The organism is Pararhodobacter marinus, assembly GCF_003122215.1.
Classification (GTDB): Bacteria; Pseudomonadota; Alphaproteobacteria; order Rhodobacterales; family Rhodobacteraceae; genus Pararhodobacter; species Pararhodobacter marinus.
This window is the reverse complement of the sequence record NZ_QEYD01000004.1, coordinates 378,796-393,182: the sequence shown is the minus strand read 5'-3', so window position 1 is coordinate 393,182 and position 14,387 is coordinate 378,796. Positions and strand designations below refer to the sequence as shown.

Annotated in this window: 13 protein-coding genes; 9 read left to right on the top strand and 4 right to left on the bottom strand. The window is 68.4% G+C overall.

The features are described 5' to 3' along the window. Positions 1 to 4 precede the first annotated feature (4 nt). From C4N9_RS08660 to C4N9_RS08650, 3 genes are read left to right on the top strand one after another with little or no spacing between them, the layout of a single operon-like run. Entirely contained in the window at positions 5 to 1,087 is a 1,083-nt protein-coding gene (locus tag C4N9_RS08660; RefSeq protein ID WP_210404002.1) for an amidohydrolase family protein, read from the top strand. Beyond that, positions 1,080 to 2,189, top strand: coding sequence for an amidohydrolase family protein (locus C4N9_RS08655; RefSeq protein ID WP_109532910.1), 1,110 nt, complete (start codon positions 1,080 to 1,082; stop codon positions 2,187 to 2,189). Before C4N9_RS08660 ends, C4N9_RS08655 begins: the two co-directional genes overlap by 8 nt. Before the next feature lie 21 nt (positions 2,190 to 2,210). Continuing rightward, on the top strand, positions 2,211 to 2,624 hold the full coding sequence (locus C4N9_RS08650) for a Rieske (2Fe-2S) protein (RefSeq protein WP_109532909.1): 414 nt from the start codon (positions 2,211 to 2,213) through the stop codon (positions 2,622 to 2,624). A gap of 57 nt (positions 2,625 to 2,681) precedes the next feature. Here C4N9_RS08650 and C4N9_RS08645 read toward each other — a convergent pair whose 3' ends face one another. Beyond that, the gene (locus tag C4N9_RS08645) at positions 2,682 to 3,329 is read right to left on the bottom strand and encodes a GntR family transcriptional regulator (RefSeq protein ID WP_109532952.1); all 648 of its coding nucleotides are present in this window, start codon (positions 3,327 to 3,329) and stop codon (positions 2,682 to 2,684) included. An 84-nt stretch (positions 3,330 to 3,413) separates the two neighbouring features. On the opposite strand from C4N9_RS08645, the gene C4N9_RS08640 reads away from it, so the two are divergent. The 6 genes from C4N9_RS08640 (at position 3,414) to C4N9_RS08615 (ending at position 8,694) form a co-directional block, all read left to right on the top strand. Further along, a complete protein-coding gene (locus tag C4N9_RS08640) occupies positions 3,414 to 3,785 on the top strand; it encodes a TIGR04076 family protein (protein WP_109532908.1) in 372 nt (123 codons plus the stop codon). After that, positions 3,782 to 4,855, top strand: a complete 1,074-nt coding sequence (locus tag C4N9_RS08635) for an aldo/keto reductase (protein ID WP_109532907.1) — start codon at positions 3,782 to 3,784, stop codon at positions 4,853 to 4,855. The genes C4N9_RS08640 and C4N9_RS08635 overlap by 4 nt, the downstream gene beginning before the upstream one ends. 34 nt (positions 4,856 to 4,889) lie before the next feature. After that, positions 4,890 to 5,390, top strand: a complete 501-nt coding sequence (locus tag C4N9_RS08630) for a TRAP transporter small permease (protein ID WP_109532906.1) — start codon at positions 4,890 to 4,892, stop codon at positions 5,388 to 5,390. Beyond that, entirely contained in the window at positions 5,390 to 6,679 is a 1,290-nt protein-coding gene (locus C4N9_RS08625; protein ID WP_109532905.1) for a TRAP transporter large permease, read from the top strand. Before C4N9_RS08630 ends, C4N9_RS08625 begins: the two co-directional genes overlap by 1 nt. A 43-nt stretch (positions 6,680 to 6,722) precedes the next feature. Beyond that, positions 6,723 to 7,760, top strand: a complete 1,038-nt coding sequence (locus tag C4N9_RS08620; RefSeq protein WP_168192173.1) for a TRAP transporter substrate-binding protein — start codon at positions 6,723 to 6,725, stop codon at positions 7,758 to 7,760. Positions 7,761 to 7,866: 106 nt separating this feature from the next. Continuing rightward, positions 7,867 to 8,694: an alpha/beta hydrolase gene (locus C4N9_RS08615; RefSeq protein WP_109532903.1), complete on the top strand. Its 828-nt coding sequence runs from the start codon at positions 7,867 to 7,869 to the stop codon at positions 8,692 to 8,694. Positions 8,695 to 8,740: 46 nt separating this feature from the next. On the opposite strand, the gene C4N9_RS08610 is transcribed toward C4N9_RS08615, so the two are convergent. Genes C4N9_RS08610 through C4N9_RS08600 form a run of 3 tightly spaced genes read right to left on the bottom strand, consistent with a single transcriptional unit; the run spans position 8,741 to position 14,323 of the window. Continuing rightward, positions 8,741 to 9,907 carry a glycoside hydrolase family 3 N-terminal domain-containing protein gene (locus C4N9_RS08610; protein ID WP_146195140.1) on the bottom strand — a complete coding sequence of 389 codons (1,167 nt, stop codon included), beginning with the start codon at positions 9,905 to 9,907 and terminating at the stop codon, positions 8,741 to 8,743. Continuing rightward, complete coding sequence (locus C4N9_RS08605; protein ID WP_109532951.1) at positions 9,889 to 13,767, bottom strand: amino acid adenylation domain-containing protein; 3,879 nt, start codon at positions 13,765 to 13,767, stop codon at positions 9,889 to 9,891. The genes C4N9_RS08610 and C4N9_RS08605 overlap by 19 nt, the downstream gene beginning before the upstream one ends. Next, a complete protein-coding gene (locus C4N9_RS08600; RefSeq protein WP_109532901.1) occupies positions 13,760 to 14,323 on the bottom strand; it encodes a YdcF family protein in 564 nt (187 codons plus the stop codon). Before C4N9_RS08600 ends, C4N9_RS08605 begins: the two co-directional genes overlap by 8 nt. Between the last annotated feature and the right edge of the window lie 64 nt (positions 14,324 to 14,387).

Genomic DNA, 14,387 nt, shown 5'->3' with positions numbered 1-14,387 from the left:
TGCAATGACAACCGACGTCATGGAAAAGACGGCAAGCGGGACCGGCGACCGGCTGGTGCGGATCGATTGCGATATCCATCCGCGCCTGCCCCGGCTGGCCGATCTGGCGCCCCATGCCTCGCGCTTCTGGGCCGAGATGTTCGCCTATCGCAGCATCGACCGACAGGAGCTGATGGCCTATCCCGTCAGCCTGCTGCCACAGCGTCCCGAGGATCCCGCCGTGCAGGCCGATGCCGCCGGGCTGGCTGCCGCGCATCTGGACCCGATGGGGGTGGATGCGGCGATCCTGAACGTGCTGTCGGGCGCGCATGCCGCCTATGATCCCTATATCGCGGCGGCGATGTGCGAATCCACCAACCGCTGGCTGGCCGCCGAATGGCTGGACCGCGATCCGCGCCTGCGGGCCTCGGCGCTGGTGCCCTTCCAGCACCCCGAGGCCGCCGTGGCCGAGATCGAGCGCCTGGCCGGCGACCGCCGCTTCGTGCAGATCCTGGCCATTCTGAATGGCGAGAAGCCGCTGGGACGGCGCGAATACTGGCCGATCTATCGCGCGGCGGCCGAGCACGGCTTTGCGCTGGCCATCCATCCGGGCGGCAACAACCGCCACGCCCCCACCCAATCGGGCTTTCCCAATACCCGGATCGAGGAGGCGGTGCTGCAGCCGCAATCCTTCGCCAGCCAGGTCGCCAGCCTGGTGGCCGAAGGGGTGTTCAACGAATACCCCGCCCTGAGGGTCGTGCTGACCGAAAGCGGGATTTCCTGGCTGCCGGGCCTGATGTGGCGGATGTCGAAGGACTGGAAAGGCGCGCGGATCGAAGTGCCCTGGCTGGAACAGCCGCCCATCGAGTACATGACCCGTCACCTGCGCGTCACCACCCAGCCCTTCGACGGCCCGCTGGACGACGGGAACGCGGCCAAGGTTCTGGATCAGCTGCCCGATCCCGGCATGTTGCTGTGGTCCTCGGATTTCCCCCATCGCCACGCCACGCGCGGGCTGCCGCATGGCCTGCCCGAGACGATGCAGAACGCCGTCTGGGGCGCCAATGCCCTTGCCACCTATGACCGACTGGAGCTGTCCCATGGCTGACACCCTGACCCGTGACCTGACCGGCGCGACCCCGGTCGCCCGTACCGGCCAGCCGGTGGTGGATTGCGACATCCACCCCACCTATCGCTCGCCCGAGGATCTGGCCTCGTACCTGCCCGAACGCTGGCGCCGGCATGTGCTGGATTTCGGCATCCACACCGCCTCGCCGCTGGTCGGCGCCCTGCCCTACCCGCGTCTGGCGACCGGGATGCGGCAGGACAGCTTTCCGCCGGTCGGCGGGCCGCCGGCCTCGGACCTGCCTTTCCTGCAAGAGCAGCTTCTGGACCCGCTGAACATCACCCATGGCATCCTGCAGCCCCTGAGCGCCGCGCATACCGCGCTCCATCCCGGGCTGGCCGAGGCCTTGGCGACCGGCACCAACGACTGGCAACTCGATCGCTGGATCGAACCCGATGCGCGGCTCAAGGGCTCGCTTGCCATCGCGCACGAGGATGCCGGCGCGTCCCTGCGCGAGATCCGCGCGCGCGAGGGCGACCGCCGGTTCGTGCAGATCTCGCTGTCGCCGCGCACGCTGGAGCCGGCCGGAAGCCAGCGCTACTGGCCGATCTACGAAGCCGCCGAGGCGCTGGGTCTGCCCGTCAGCATGCATTCCGCCGCCTTCGGCACCCGCGCCAATACCGGCACCGGCTGGACCTCGTTCTATATCGAGGAGCACTTCGCCTTCTCGCATGGCGCGCAGGCGGCTCTGGCCAGCATGATCTTCTCGGGCGTGTTCGACCGCTTCCCCAAGCTGAAGCTGATCCTTGTCGAGGGCGGTTTCGGCTGGCTGCCGCCGACCGTCTGGCGGATGGAGCGGGAATTCGACCGCTACCGCGCCGAGGTGCCCGACCTGAAGCGGCGCCCGGCGGAGTATGTGCGCGACCATGTGTGGCTGACGACCCAGCCGGTCGAGGAACCGGCGAAATCCTCGCAGCTTTCGGATCTGATCGAGTGGATCGGCATCGACCGGCTGCTGTTCTCGACCGACTACCCGCATTGGGATTTCGACCATCCCGATTACGCCTTCCGCGTCCCGCTTGCGCCCGAGGACCGCGCGAAGCTGATGCATGACAACGCGGTCGAGGTCTTCAACCTCGCCTGACGCCTGACAGGAGCACTATCAATGAGCGAGCATGTGGTTTGCCGGCTGGACGAGATTCCGGCCGGGTCGTCGAAGCGTGTCACCGTGGGCAAGCGCGACATCGCCATTTTCAATGTCGGCGGGCGCCTGTCGGCCATCGCCAATCGCTGCCCGCACGAGGGCGCGCAGCTTTGCCTGGGCAAGGTCACGGGTGTGGTGCGCGCCGACCGGCCGGGCCAGTACCGGATGGAGCGCGAGGGCGAGATGGTCCGCTGCCCATGGCATGGCTGGGAGTTCGACCTGGAAACCGGCAAGTCCTATTGCGATCCCCAGCGCCTGAAGGTGAAGGCGTTCGACGTCGCGGTGAAACCCGGCTCGGACCTGGTCGAGGGCCCCTACACGATCGAGACCTACGAAGTGCAGGTGCGCGATTCCTATGTCGTGCTGACGCTCTGAACCCTTGCCCCCTGCATCGGAACGGCCCGCCTGCGCTGCATCGCGGGTCGTTTCGCGTCAGGGCAGCAGGACATGGAAGGACCGCGTGATATCCGCTTCCAGCGCGGCGTGGGCCGCGCCCCGGTCGCCCTTGCGCAGGGCAGCGATGATCTCGTGGTGATGGGCGTGTTCGTCGATCAGCCCCGCCGCCGGGCGGTTGATGATCAGGTTCAGATAGGCGCCGTATTGCAGCCAGAGTGCTTCGATCATCGGCAGCAGGATGGCCGAGCCGCTGACGCCGTAGAGCGTGTGGTGAAAATCATGGTTGGCGATAAGGTCGGGCTGCGTGGCGGGGCCGGTCTTCGGCCGCGCGAGGATCGCGTCGAGCGCGTCGATCTCGGCAGGCGTGATCCGCTCCATCGCCTGATCCAGCGCCAGCTTTTCCAGGGCCAGCCGCGCCGCTTTCAGATCCGCCGCACGGCGGGCATCGAAGGCCGGCACCATCAGCGTGCGGGAGGGCGTATCGACCAGCGCGCCCTCGGCCACCAGCCGGCGCACCGCCTCGCGCACCGGCGTCATCGACACGCCCAACTGGTCGGCCAGCGTACGCAGACTGAGCACGTCGCCCGGCGCAAAGGCGCCGCGGGTAAAGGCATCGCGCAGCGCGAAGTAGACATTTTCGCGCAATTTCAACGGGTCGATGCGGGCGATGATCGGGGTGCTCATGTTCGTGCTTGACAGCTCCAAATCATATCTTTGATAAAATATCACACATCACAGGCGACTCGGTCAAGAACGGAAAGGCCCGGAATGGAGAAGAAGGAAGAGCGCGGTTTCTGGCTCTACGACCTGCGTGTCGAGACCGTCCTGGACGGCCGCACGCCCGTCTGCCGCCATGTCGAGGGCGATTCGTTCCGGGTGATCGGCGAGGCGCTGGTCTTCGAGAAGGAAACCCGCCTGTCGATGTTCGCGCTGGCCTCGGTCCTGCCGCTTCTGGCCGCCAAGCAGCGCGAGACCGACGCCGATGACTGGATGACCACCGATGCCGAAGTGGCCTGCCCGGACCCGCATTGCGGCGGGCGGCTGCGGATCGTGCGCGAAGGCAAGCGCTGGTTCTCGCATGCCGCGACAACCGGCCTGCCCGATCAGCGCGGGACCCCCTACTGGAAGGAAGAGAAATGACCGTCGAAACCGCAGAGCTGCGTCCGGGCCATGTGATGTCCCGCGTCATCAAGGGCGGCTGGCAGCTGGCCGGCGGCCATGGCGAAGTCCGCCAGCAGGACGCGATTGCCGATATGGAGGCGTTTCTCGACGCCGGGATAACCACCTTCGATTGCGCCGATATCTATACCGGCGTCGAAGAGATGATCGGCCACTTCATCGCCGATGTCCGCCGCCGCCGGGGGGCTGAAGTCGCCGACCGCGTGGTGGTGCATACCAAGCTGGTGCCGGATCTCTCGCGCCTGGCCGATATCCGCCCCGACGAGATCGAGGCCATCGTCGACCGCTCGCTCAAGCGCCTGCAGATCGAGCGGATCCCGCTGGTGCAGTTCTTCTGGTGGGACATGGGGCTGGGCAACGCGGTCGAGCAGCTCGAGGTGCTGAAAGACTGCCAGCGCAAGGGCAAGATCGCCAATCTGGGCACCACCAACTGGGACACGCCGGTGATGGACCGCTTCATCGATGCGGGCTTCGATGTCGTGTCGGCGCAGGTGCAGTATTCGCTGCTGGACCGCCGCCCCGCCGGGGGCTTTGCCCAGTGGGGCGCGCGGCGCGATGTGCAGATCCTGTGCTATGGCACGCTGGCGGGCGGTTTCCTGACCGAAAACTGGCTGGGCAAAGAGGATCCGGGCTTTTCCTTCGAGAATCGCAGCCTGATCAAGTACCGCCTCATCATCGACGAATTCGGCTCGTGGGAGCTGTTCCAGACGCTTCTGCAGACGCTCAAGGCGGTGGGCGACAAGCACGGCGTGTCGCTGTCCTCGATCGCCACGCGCTGGGTGCTGGATCAGCCGCAGGTCGCCGGCGCCATCGTCGGGGCGCGCTATGCCCGCCACCTTCCGAAGACGCTGGAAGTGTTCGACGTCACGCTCGACGCCGAAGACCGCGCGGCCATCGACGCGGTGCTGGCGCAGGCGGCGGGTCCGAACGGGCCGGTCTACGGGCTGGAAGGCGACCGCGAGGGGCGTCACGGCAAGATCATGAAATACAACCTGAACACCAATCCCGCGGACAAGGTGCACGGAGCATGAGCAGCCGGGCCCCGCTTGCAGGAAAGAGTCGCTGATGGCCTATTCGGTCGCCTCGAAAGCGCTGTTCCCGCTCTATGTGCTGACGTCCCTGTGCATCGTCCTCCTGATGGGGGTGTCGTTCTCGGACGTGATCCTGCGCAGCCTGAACCGGCCCATCCCGGGCGCCTACGAGATCACCGAGATCGCCGTGGGCGCCATGGTCTTCGCCGCGCTGCCGGTGGTGACGCTCAGACAGGAGCATGTGCGCGTCACGCTGTTTCGCGTGCTGGCCGAGCGCTATCGTTGGCTGGACCTGCTGTTCACGCTGGTCAGCCGGGGCGTGGCCATCGCGGTCTATGTCTTCTTCGCGTGGCACCTGCTGCGGCTGGGCAACCAGATGAGCGCAAGCGGTGCGCGGGCGATCTTCGCGGGCTTCCCGCTGGCGCCCTTCGCGTGGTTCGCGGCGGCGATGTGCCTTGTCTCGGCCTTTGCCACGATCTTCAGCCGCAAGGCGCCCGAGGGCGACGATCCGACCGAGGGCATGGGGGAAATCTGATGACCGTCATGCTCTGCGCGCTGGCGCTGCTGTTCCTGCTGCTGTTTCTTGAGGTGCCGATCGCGCTGGCCATGCTGGCCATCGGCGTGGGCGGCTTTGCCTGGATCGTCGACTGGGGCCCTGCGGGCTACATGGCGGCCGATACCGCCTATCGCACGGTCCACAATTTCAACATGTCGGTGATCCCGCTCTTCATGCTGATGGGCAATCTCATCAGCCGCGCCGAGATCTCGAAGGAATTGTTCGATCTGGCCTATCGCTTCGTCGGACACCGGCGCGGCGGGCTGGCGATCTCGACCATCATCGCGGGCGGCATGTTCGCGGCGGTCTGCGGGTCGAGCCTGGCCTCCTCGGCGACGATGGGCCGCGTGGCCTATCCGTCGATGAAGCGCTACCGCTACGACGATTCTCTGGCCGCGGGCTCCATCGCGGCGGCGGGGACGCTGGGGATCATGATCCCGCCCTCGGTCGTGCTGATCGTCTACGGAATCCTGACCCAGAGCGATATCGGCAAGCTGTTCATCGCCGGCATCCTGCCCGGCCTTCTGGGCGCGGTCCTGTATGTGGGCGCGGTCGTCGTCACCACGGCGATCAACCCGGCTGCGGGTCCGGCGGGCGAGAGCAGCTCGTGGCGCGAGCGGATCGTGGCGCTGCGCTCGGTCGGGTCGGTGATCCTGCTGTTCGGGCTGGTGATCGGCGGCATCTACGGCAATGTCTTCACCCCCACCGAAGCGGCGGGCGTGGGCGCGGTCGGCGCGCTGGCCATCGCCGCGTGGCGCCGCAAGCTGACGCCGCGCATCCTGCTGGAAACACTGGGCCAGACCGCGATCATGAGCGCGTCGATCTTCTTCGTGCTGGTGGGCGCGCAGATCTTCGGCAATTTCATCAACGTTGCGGGATTCACCGCCGCGCTGAACAGCTTCGTCAACGGGCTGGACCTGCCGGCCTGGGCGATGATGCTGGTGATCGTGGTGATGTACCTGATCCTGGGCTGCGTGCTGGAAAGCATGTCGATGCTGCTGCTGACGATCCCGATCACCTTTCCGCTGATCCTGCATCTGGGCTACGATCCGATCTGGTTCGGCATCCTCGTCGTCACGCTGGTCGAGGTCGCGCTGATCACGCCGCCCGTGGGGATGAATATCTATGTCCTTCAGGGCGTTCTGCCCAAGGTCTCGCTGCGCAAGATGTTCCGGGGCGTGACCCCCTTCGTCATCGCCGACGCGATCCGCATCCTGCTTCTGATTCTTGTCCCCGGCCTCGCCCTGTGGCTGCCCGGGATGATGTGAGCCAACCAACCAAAACCACGACCAACACGGAGAGAAGATCATGATGAAACACACGCTGTTTGCCGCCGTCTCGGGGCTGGCGCTTCTGGGCACCGCCACCGGCGCGCTGGCGCAAGAGGTCGTGCTGCGCTTTTCCAACTGGCTGCCGCCGACCCATCCGATCATCACCCAGATGATCGAGCCCTGGGCCGCCGAGGTCGAGGCCGCGACCGAGGGCCGCGTGGCGCTGCAGATCCTGCCTGCGCTGGGTGCGCCGGGCGCGCATTTCGACATGGTGCGCAACGGCGTGGCCGACATTGCCTTCGGCGTCCACGGCTACACGCCCGAACGCTTCAAGCTGACCGAGATGGTCGAGCTGCCCTTCACCTCGGAGAATGCGCAGGTCAACTCGATCGCCAACTGGCGCACCTATCAGCAGTTCTTCATGGATGCCAACGAGCATGAAGGCACGCATCTGCTGGGCCTGTGGGTGCCGGGGTCGTACCAGCTGTTCACCCGCGCCGGCGTGGAAACGGTCGAGGATCTCGACGGCCTGCGCATCCGCGTTCCCGGCTCGACCGTCGAGCGGATCGCGACCGAGCTGGGCATGGTGTCGATCTCGTCGCCGCTGACCGAAGCCTATGACCAGATCTCGCGCGGGATCATCGACGGCATGTTCCAAACCTACAGCACTGTGCGCGACTTCAACATGGCCGAGCATATGCCGGTGGTGATGGCCGTGCCCGGCGGTTTCGCCGCGTCCAGCCAGTTCCTCGTCATCAGCGACGCCGCCTGGGACCGGATCAGCCCCGAAGATCAGGCCGCCATCGACGCGCTGTCGGGCGAGACGATGGTCCGCCAGTTCGCCGAGGTCTGGCAAGCGCAGAACGCCGCGGCGGTCGACGAGCTGGTCGAGGGCGGCCTGACCCAGATCGAGCTGTCGGGCGAGGATCTGGAAATGATGCAGGAGCGCCTCGCGCCGATCTGGGACCAGTGGATCGCCGATGCCAACGAACGCGGCGTCGATGCCGAGGCGGCCATCGCCTTCTATCAGGAGCAGCTGGACGCCGTCGCCGAAGAACTGGGCGTCGAGCGCAACTGATCCGCGGCAAACACCTGACGGGGGCGGGGTTTGATGGCCCTGCCCCCGCGCTTCCTTCCCCCGCGTCCGGTCGCGGGTTCCTGATACGCAAGGCGGAGCCGAGCACATGTTTCACAAGATCGAGGATTGGGACCGCGCCTATTCCAACGCGTCGCATATCCACCGCAGCGACCGCTGGCCCGAAGCCTGGGTCGCGCCCGCCGCCGCGTTCCGCGATGCGCTGTCCGCGCAGGGCCGCGCGAAGCTGAACCAGCCCTATGGCGAGGGCGCGCGCCAGCGGTTCGACCTGTTCCTGCCCGAAGGCACGCCGCGCGGTCTGTTCGTCTTCGTGCATGGCGGCTACTGGCACACGCTCGATAACAGCTACTGGTCGCATCTGGCCGCCGGGCCGCTGGCCCATGGCTATGCGGTGGCGATGCCGGGCTACACCCTGTGCCCCGAGGTCCGCATCACCGATATCGGCCGCGAGATCGCCACGGCCATCGACGCCGCCGCCGCGCGCATCGACGGGCCCGTCGTGCTGGCCGGGCATTCGGCGGGCGGGCATTTGGTCGCGCGGGTCGCGGCGCAGGGCTCGGCACTGTCGGAGGCCACGCGCGACAGGCTGAAGCTGGTGATCCCGATTTCCGGGCTGAGCGACCTGCGCCCGTTCCTGCGGCTGAAGATGAACGAAAGCCTGCGGCTGGATCCTGAAGAGACGCTGCGCGAAAGCCCCGCCCTGCTGCACCCGCCCGAGGGATTGCGGCTGCTGTGCTGGGTAGGGAGCAGCGAGCGGGCCGAGTTCCTGCGCCAGAACCGGCTGCTGGCCTCGGTCTGGACCGGGCTCGGCGCCGAGGTGGCGGTCTGGGAAGAGCCCGACAAGCACCATTTCGACATCTGCGACGCGCTCGCCGATCCGGGACACCAGATCCACGGGGTTTATGCGGGAGCCTGACCGCCGCTGTGCCTCAGGCCGGGCCGCCGATGGCCCGGCCTCGGGCTTACGATTTTGACGCCGGACCGCGCAGGGCGCGCACCCGGGCAGCGGATTGCATGATCTGCGCCTCGCTCAGGACGCCACGGGCAATGGCCTTGCGCACCCAGCGCACCGCGCGCTGGGGCAGAAGCGGATCGTAGCCGAACAGGTTCTTGATCATGATCAGGTCGTTCCCGGCCGCGAGCGCCTGAACGAAGGCCTCCTTGCGGTTCATCAGGTGGGAGACGGCCTCCATGTCGATATCGTCCGTCATGGCCACGCCCCGATAGCCCAGTTTCCCCCGCAACAGCCCGGTCACGACGGGCGCCGAGACGGTGGCGGGCCGCCCGTCGGGCGCGAGGCTGTCCAGCCGCAGATGCCCCATCATCACCAGAGCGGGCGCGTGATCCGTGGCGAAGAGGCGCGCGAAGGGTTCGAGCTCGTCCTCGGCCCAATGGGCGGAGATGTCGGCGACCCCGTGATGACTGTCGCTGACCGAGCGGCCATGGCCGGGAAAATGCTTGGCCGCGCAATGAAGTCCCGCCTCGCCGAAGCCGCGCACGAAGGCTTCGCCATAAGCGGCGATGCGTTCGGGGTCGCTGCCATAGGCGCGCTTCGGCTTGCCGATCACCGGGTTGGCGGGATCGTCGACATCCAGCACCGGCCCCAGATTGACGCTGAAACCAAGCGCCGCCAGATCGCGCCCCGCCTTGGCATAGAGCGCCCGCGCCTCGGCGACCGACAGGGTGTCGGCGAGCGTCCGGGCCGCCGGCAGGCGCCGGGCGCCGTGGTCCTTCTTCAGGCGCTGAACCTTGCCACCTTCGTGGTCGATGGCGATCAGCGGCGCGGTGTCCTCCGCGCGGAACAGGCGCAGCAGGCCGGTCAGGTCGCCGGGCTGGCCCACATTCTGCGCCACGAAGAACACCGCGCCCACCTGTCCGCGCCGGACCTGCCGGGCCAGCAGCCGGGCCGAGGGCGAGCGGGGCGTCGCGCCGTAGAACCCCAGGATCAGCAGATCGGCCACCGCTGCCGCCAGCGCGTCGCGCGGGCGGAACAGGCCGAACCACGCCACCGGATAGCCCAGCATCCCCCACGCCATCCCCAGCCCCGCGCGCGCGGCGCGCCGGACCTGCCGCAGGCGCGCCGCGATATCGGCAATGCCCCGCGCCACGCTCAGCCCGGGCTCAGGCAATCATCGGCGCGCGGGATCGGCGCCACGTCTGCCCCTGTCCCGCGCTCCACGGCGAAAAAAGGGCTCATGTTGCGAAGAAGCGTTGCCGCCAGGGTATCGACATTCTCGGGCCGGAAGTAATGTCCGTGCGCGCCCGGGATGATCTCGACCCGGTGCCCGGCGGGATAGGCGGTGCGGAACAGCTGCTCGGGTCCGTCGATCTGTCCATAGGGATTGAGATAGCTGCGCGCGCCGAAGATCAGCAGCGTGCGGGCGGGATAGTGGAAAAAGCGCCCCTGCTCCATCAGCATGGTCAGCGGAACCTCCCGCCCCCGGCGCAGCAATTCCAGCCCCGCCTCGCGCATCACGAGGCCCCCCTGGCAATTGCCACCCAGAAAGACCGGGCCGGTGGGCGCGATGGCGGTGATCTCGTCGGCATAGAGACGGCCCAGCGCCTGCAGATTGTCCGCGCTGTATTCGACCGCCAGATGCCCCGAGCGCAGCCCGTAGACCGCGACCCTGTCGCGCAGGCTTTCGCTCAGCCGCGACAGCTCGGTCCCGACCTGGAAACACCAGAAGAGGCGTGGCAGCGCCCCCGTATCGCTCAGGCTGCGCACCAGCCCGACCTTGCCCAGCGCCCTGCCCGGCCAGGTCGCCAGATGCGGCGCGATCCTTGCCCGCAAGTCGTCGTCCAGACCGGACGAAACGGGCGTCCTGCCAGCCCGGAGCCGCGCATCCACCATCAGGCCCAGAATCTCGACGGTATCGAAGCCTTCCTCGAACCCGGTATCGAGCGTGATGCCGAAGGCGTCCTCGACCGCGAAGAGCAGCGTCGCCATCGACAGGGAATCGACCCCGGCCTCGCGCAGGCTGTCGCGGGTGCCGGTGACGACATGCGCGCCGAGCTGTTCGCCGATCAGCGCGATCAGCCGTGCCTCGGTCGGCGTGCCGACGGTTCGCGCCCTGGGCGGCGCCAGAAGCTGCGGCGGCAGGGGCAGCGCCGAACGGTCGCGCTTGCCGCTGGCATTGCGCGGGATCTCGGGCACCGGAAGAAAGACCGAGGGCACCATGTAAGACGGGAGACGCGTCGTCAGCGCGTCGCGCAGCGCCACCGGATCGGGCGCGGCGGCGCCCGCCCGCATCATCAGATGCGCGATCAGACGATCCGGCATTCCGGGCGCGGCGAGCCGGGACACGGCGGCGTCGCTGACATCGGGGTTGCCGCACAAGGCCGCTTCGACCTCGGCGGGCTCGATCCGGTAGCCGTTGACCTTCAGCTGGCTGTCCTTGCGTCCCAGATAGACGAAGGCGCCGTCCCGCCCGGCCTTGGCCCGGTCGCCGGTGCGGTAAAGGCGCACGTCGCCGAACCCGGGCAGCGCGACCAGCGGAAACTGCCGCTCGGTCAGCGCGGGCTGGTTGCGATAGCCCTGGCTCAGTCCTGGCCCGAAAAGGCACAGCTCGCCCTCGCGTCCCGGCGCAACAAGCCGGAGGTGCTTGTCCATCAGGCAGGCGCCCATATTGTCGAAGGGCCGTCCGATCGTGACCGGCTGGCCGGGCGTGCAGATCGCGAACAGCGCCTCGATCGTGGCTTCCGTCGGGCCATAGGCATTGATGAAGCACCGTCCCCGGCCCCAGCGTTCGACCAGAGCAGGCGGGCAGGCTTCGCCCGCGACGATCACATGCGTCAGCGCCGGATGCTCGGCGGGCGGGACGATCGACAACGCCGAGGGCGTCAGCGACAGATGCGTCAGCCCGGCCTGCGCGATGAACCGCCCGACCGGCGGGCCGGGAATCGCCTGCAGATCGGTGGGAAAGACAAGGCAGGCCCCGGCAGCCAGCGCCATCGCCATGTCCCCCACCGACACGTCGAAGCCGAAACCGCTGAGCTGCGAGACCCGCGAGCCGGGCGTGATCTGGAAATGGCGGCCCGCCCCGACCGCGTAATTGGCCAGCGCGCCGCGCGGAATTTCGACCGCCTTGGGCGCGCCGGTCGTGCCCGAGGTGAAGATCATGTAGGCCAGCGCCTCGGCCGGGATATCGGCGGGAACGAAGGCGTGCGCGGAGGCGCCGTCACGGTCCGGCACCTGTCCGCAATTGACGACATGCAAGCCGTCGTCTGGCAAGGCGGGGCTTGCGGCGTTCACGACGATGGTCCCGGCGCCCGCCGCGTCGATCATGACGCGCAGCCGCTCCTCGGGCAGCGCCGGGTCGAGCGGGACGAAGACCCCGCCAAGCTGCAGGATCGCCAGGAACGCGGTCACGCGGTCCACCGAGCGGCCCAGACAGACGCCGACGCTGTCGCCGGCCCGCACCCCCGCCCCGGCCAGCATCCGGGCCAGCGCGCCCGCCCGGAACACGAGATCCGCATAGTCGAGCCGGCGATGCCCCATCTCGACCGCAGGCGCCCCGGGGTTCTGCGCGGCGTGCCGGGCCACGAGGGTCAGCAGATCAGGCGCGGGCGGGGTCCTGTCGCCGGTCAGAAGGCTCGCCGCAGGAACGGGCGCCGGGTTCGCGGAGGACTGCGCCAGCGCCGCGGCGATCCGGCGGGCGATGCCCGCGCCGCTGGTGCCTGCCATGACCAGAAGCGTGTCCTCGTTGCGCAGATTGGCCTGCAGGCGGCGCAGCAGGTCCGGTTCGTCGGTGACATGCGCGCAAGACAGGCCAGCCGCCGCGCAGGCCGAGGCGAGCGCGGCGTTTCCGTCATGTTCCGGCGCGGCCTCGCCCAGCGCGGCGACCGGCAGGATGACGCTGTGATCCGCGCCCGACAGCGCCTGCGCGAAACGCGGCGCCATCTGCGCGACGCGGCTGTGCAATTGCGGCTCGACAAGGGCGATCACGCGTCCCCGCGCCGTTTCGCGCAACACGGCGATCGAGGCCGCGATCTCGGCCGGGTGGTGGGCGAAATCGTCGAAGATGCGCACCGGGCTGTCCGAGGGGATGCGTTGCAGCCGCCGTGCAACGCCTTGGAAACCGGCCAGCGCGCGGGACGCCGCCGCGAAACCAACCCCCAGCCCCAGCGCCATGCCCAGAGCGCCCAGCGCGTTGAGCAGGTTATGGCGGCCCGGCACCGACAGGGACAGCGCGCCCAGCCGGTTACCATCCAGAGAAACGCTGACACCGCCCGCCGGGTCGGGAACCGCGCGCAGCGCGTTCCCGGCGCCGAAGCCGTAGGTCAGCACCGCCCCGCGCGCCGCGTGCAGGGCATCCGCGACCCGCGCATCGTCCCCGCAGGCCACGATGCGCCCCCTGGGCGGCACGCGCGAGACGAAATCCGCAAAGGCGCGCTTCAGCGCCTCCGGCCCGCCGTAATGGTCCGCATGATCGTCGTCGAGATTGGTCAGAACGACATGCGCCGGCCGCCACTCTGCCAGCGCGCCATGGGCTTCGCAGGCTTCGGTCACGAAGGGAGCCGTGGCCGTGCCCAGCCGGGCCGGCGGCAGCGCCGGATCGGCAAAGGACGCGCCCAGCATATAGCCCGTATCCCCGGCCCCCACGGCGTCGAGGATATGCACCAGCATCGCCGTGGTGGTTGATTTCCCGTGGCTGCCTGCCACGCAGACGCTGGAGCGTTCCGCGATCAGGCTGGCCAGCATCTGCGCCCGGGTCCGAAGGGGGACGCCCTCGCGCCGCGCCGCGCGCTTTTCGACATGGATTTCGGGAATGGCCGGGCTGACCACCACGCAATCCGCGCCGCGGGCCTGCGCGGCATGGGGCGTGACCCGCGCGGCGATCCCCTGCTCTTGCAGAAGCTCCAGCCGCGCGGGATCGCAGCCGCCATCACTGCCGGTGACGGTGTGGCCGGCCTGCCTGAGCAACAGCGCCAGCGGCAGCATCCCGCTGCCGCCGATCCCGATCAGGTGCATCCGCGCGGACTCAGACATCGCCCAGATCCCCCCTGAGCGCATAATCCCCGATCTTTGTCAGTTCGCCGAAGACCCGCCTGCGGCCTTTCGCCGATTGCCACCATGTATCGGCCGACAGATCGCCGGGATCGTCCGGCGGCTGGGCGATCAGCCGCCGGTCCTCGGGCACGTGCCGGCGCAGCGTCATGACCGCGCGGCGCATGTGGAAGGGCTTGGCGCAGACGGCAAGGCTGCGGACCCGGTCCCATCCCAGCGCCTTTTCGATCAGGGCCGCGCCGAACGCCGCGTTCTCGGCGGTGTTGCGCGCCTCCATCTCGATCAGCAGCGCGCTTTCGGGCAGGCCCGCCTCCAGCGCATGGTCGCGGTAGAAAGCCCATTCCGGCGCGCCGCTCACGGCGGTGCCGCCCCCCGTGATCAGCACTTTCGGGGCCAGTCCGGCCTTGTAGAGGGCGATGGCCGGATAGAGGCTGCTGAGCGAGGGGCTGCAGAACACGAAGGCCAGATCGACAGGCTCCGGGGGGCATTTCAGGAACAGGAAGGACGTGATCCCTGCGCGGCTGTCGTAAAGATCCATTCCCGGTCCGTGCGATAGTCTGTCGGCATTTCAACGCCGGGACCCTACGCCTTATCCCCCGGCG

Coding starts and splice junctions, on each gene's coding strand:
- C4N9_RS08600 (WP_109532901.1), bottom strand. CDS start 14,323: ATGGATCTTTACGACAGCCGCGCAGGGATCACGTCCTTCCTGTTCCTG.
- C4N9_RS08645 (WP_109532952.1), bottom strand. CDS start 3,329: ATGAGCACCCCGATCATCGCCCGCATCGACCCGTTGAAATTGCGCGAA.
- C4N9_RS08625 (WP_109532905.1), top strand. CDS start 5,390: ATGACCGTCATGCTCTGCGCGCTGGCGCTGCTGTTCCTGCTGCTGTTT.
- C4N9_RS08650 (WP_109532909.1), top strand. CDS start 2,211: ATGAGCGAGCATGTGGTTTGCCGGCTGGACGAGATTCCGGCCGGGTCG.
- C4N9_RS08635 (WP_109532907.1), top strand. CDS start 3,782: ATGACCGTCGAAACCGCAGAGCTGCGTCCGGGCCATGTGATGTCCCGC.
- C4N9_RS08630 (WP_109532906.1), top strand. CDS start 4,890: ATGGCCTATTCGGTCGCCTCGAAAGCGCTGTTCCCGCTCTATGTGCTG.
- C4N9_RS08620 (WP_168192173.1), top strand. CDS start 6,723: ATGAAACACACGCTGTTTGCCGCCGTCTCGGGGCTGGCGCTTCTGGGC.
- C4N9_RS08615 (WP_109532903.1), top strand. CDS start 7,867: ATGTTTCACAAGATCGAGGATTGGGACCGCGCCTATTCCAACGCGTCG.
- C4N9_RS08605 (WP_109532951.1), bottom strand. CDS start 13,767: ATGTCTGAGTCCGCGCGGATGCACCTGATCGGGATCGGCGGCAGCGGG.
- C4N9_RS08660 (WP_210404002.1), top strand. CDS start 5: ATGACAACCGACGTCATGGAAAAGACGGCAAGCGGGACCGGCGACCGG.
- C4N9_RS08655 (WP_109532910.1), top strand. CDS start 1,080: ATGGCTGACACCCTGACCCGTGACCTGACCGGCGCGACCCCGGTCGCC.
- C4N9_RS08640 (WP_109532908.1), top strand. CDS start 3,414: ATGGAGAAGAAGGAAGAGCGCGGTTTCTGGCTCTACGACCTGCGTGTC.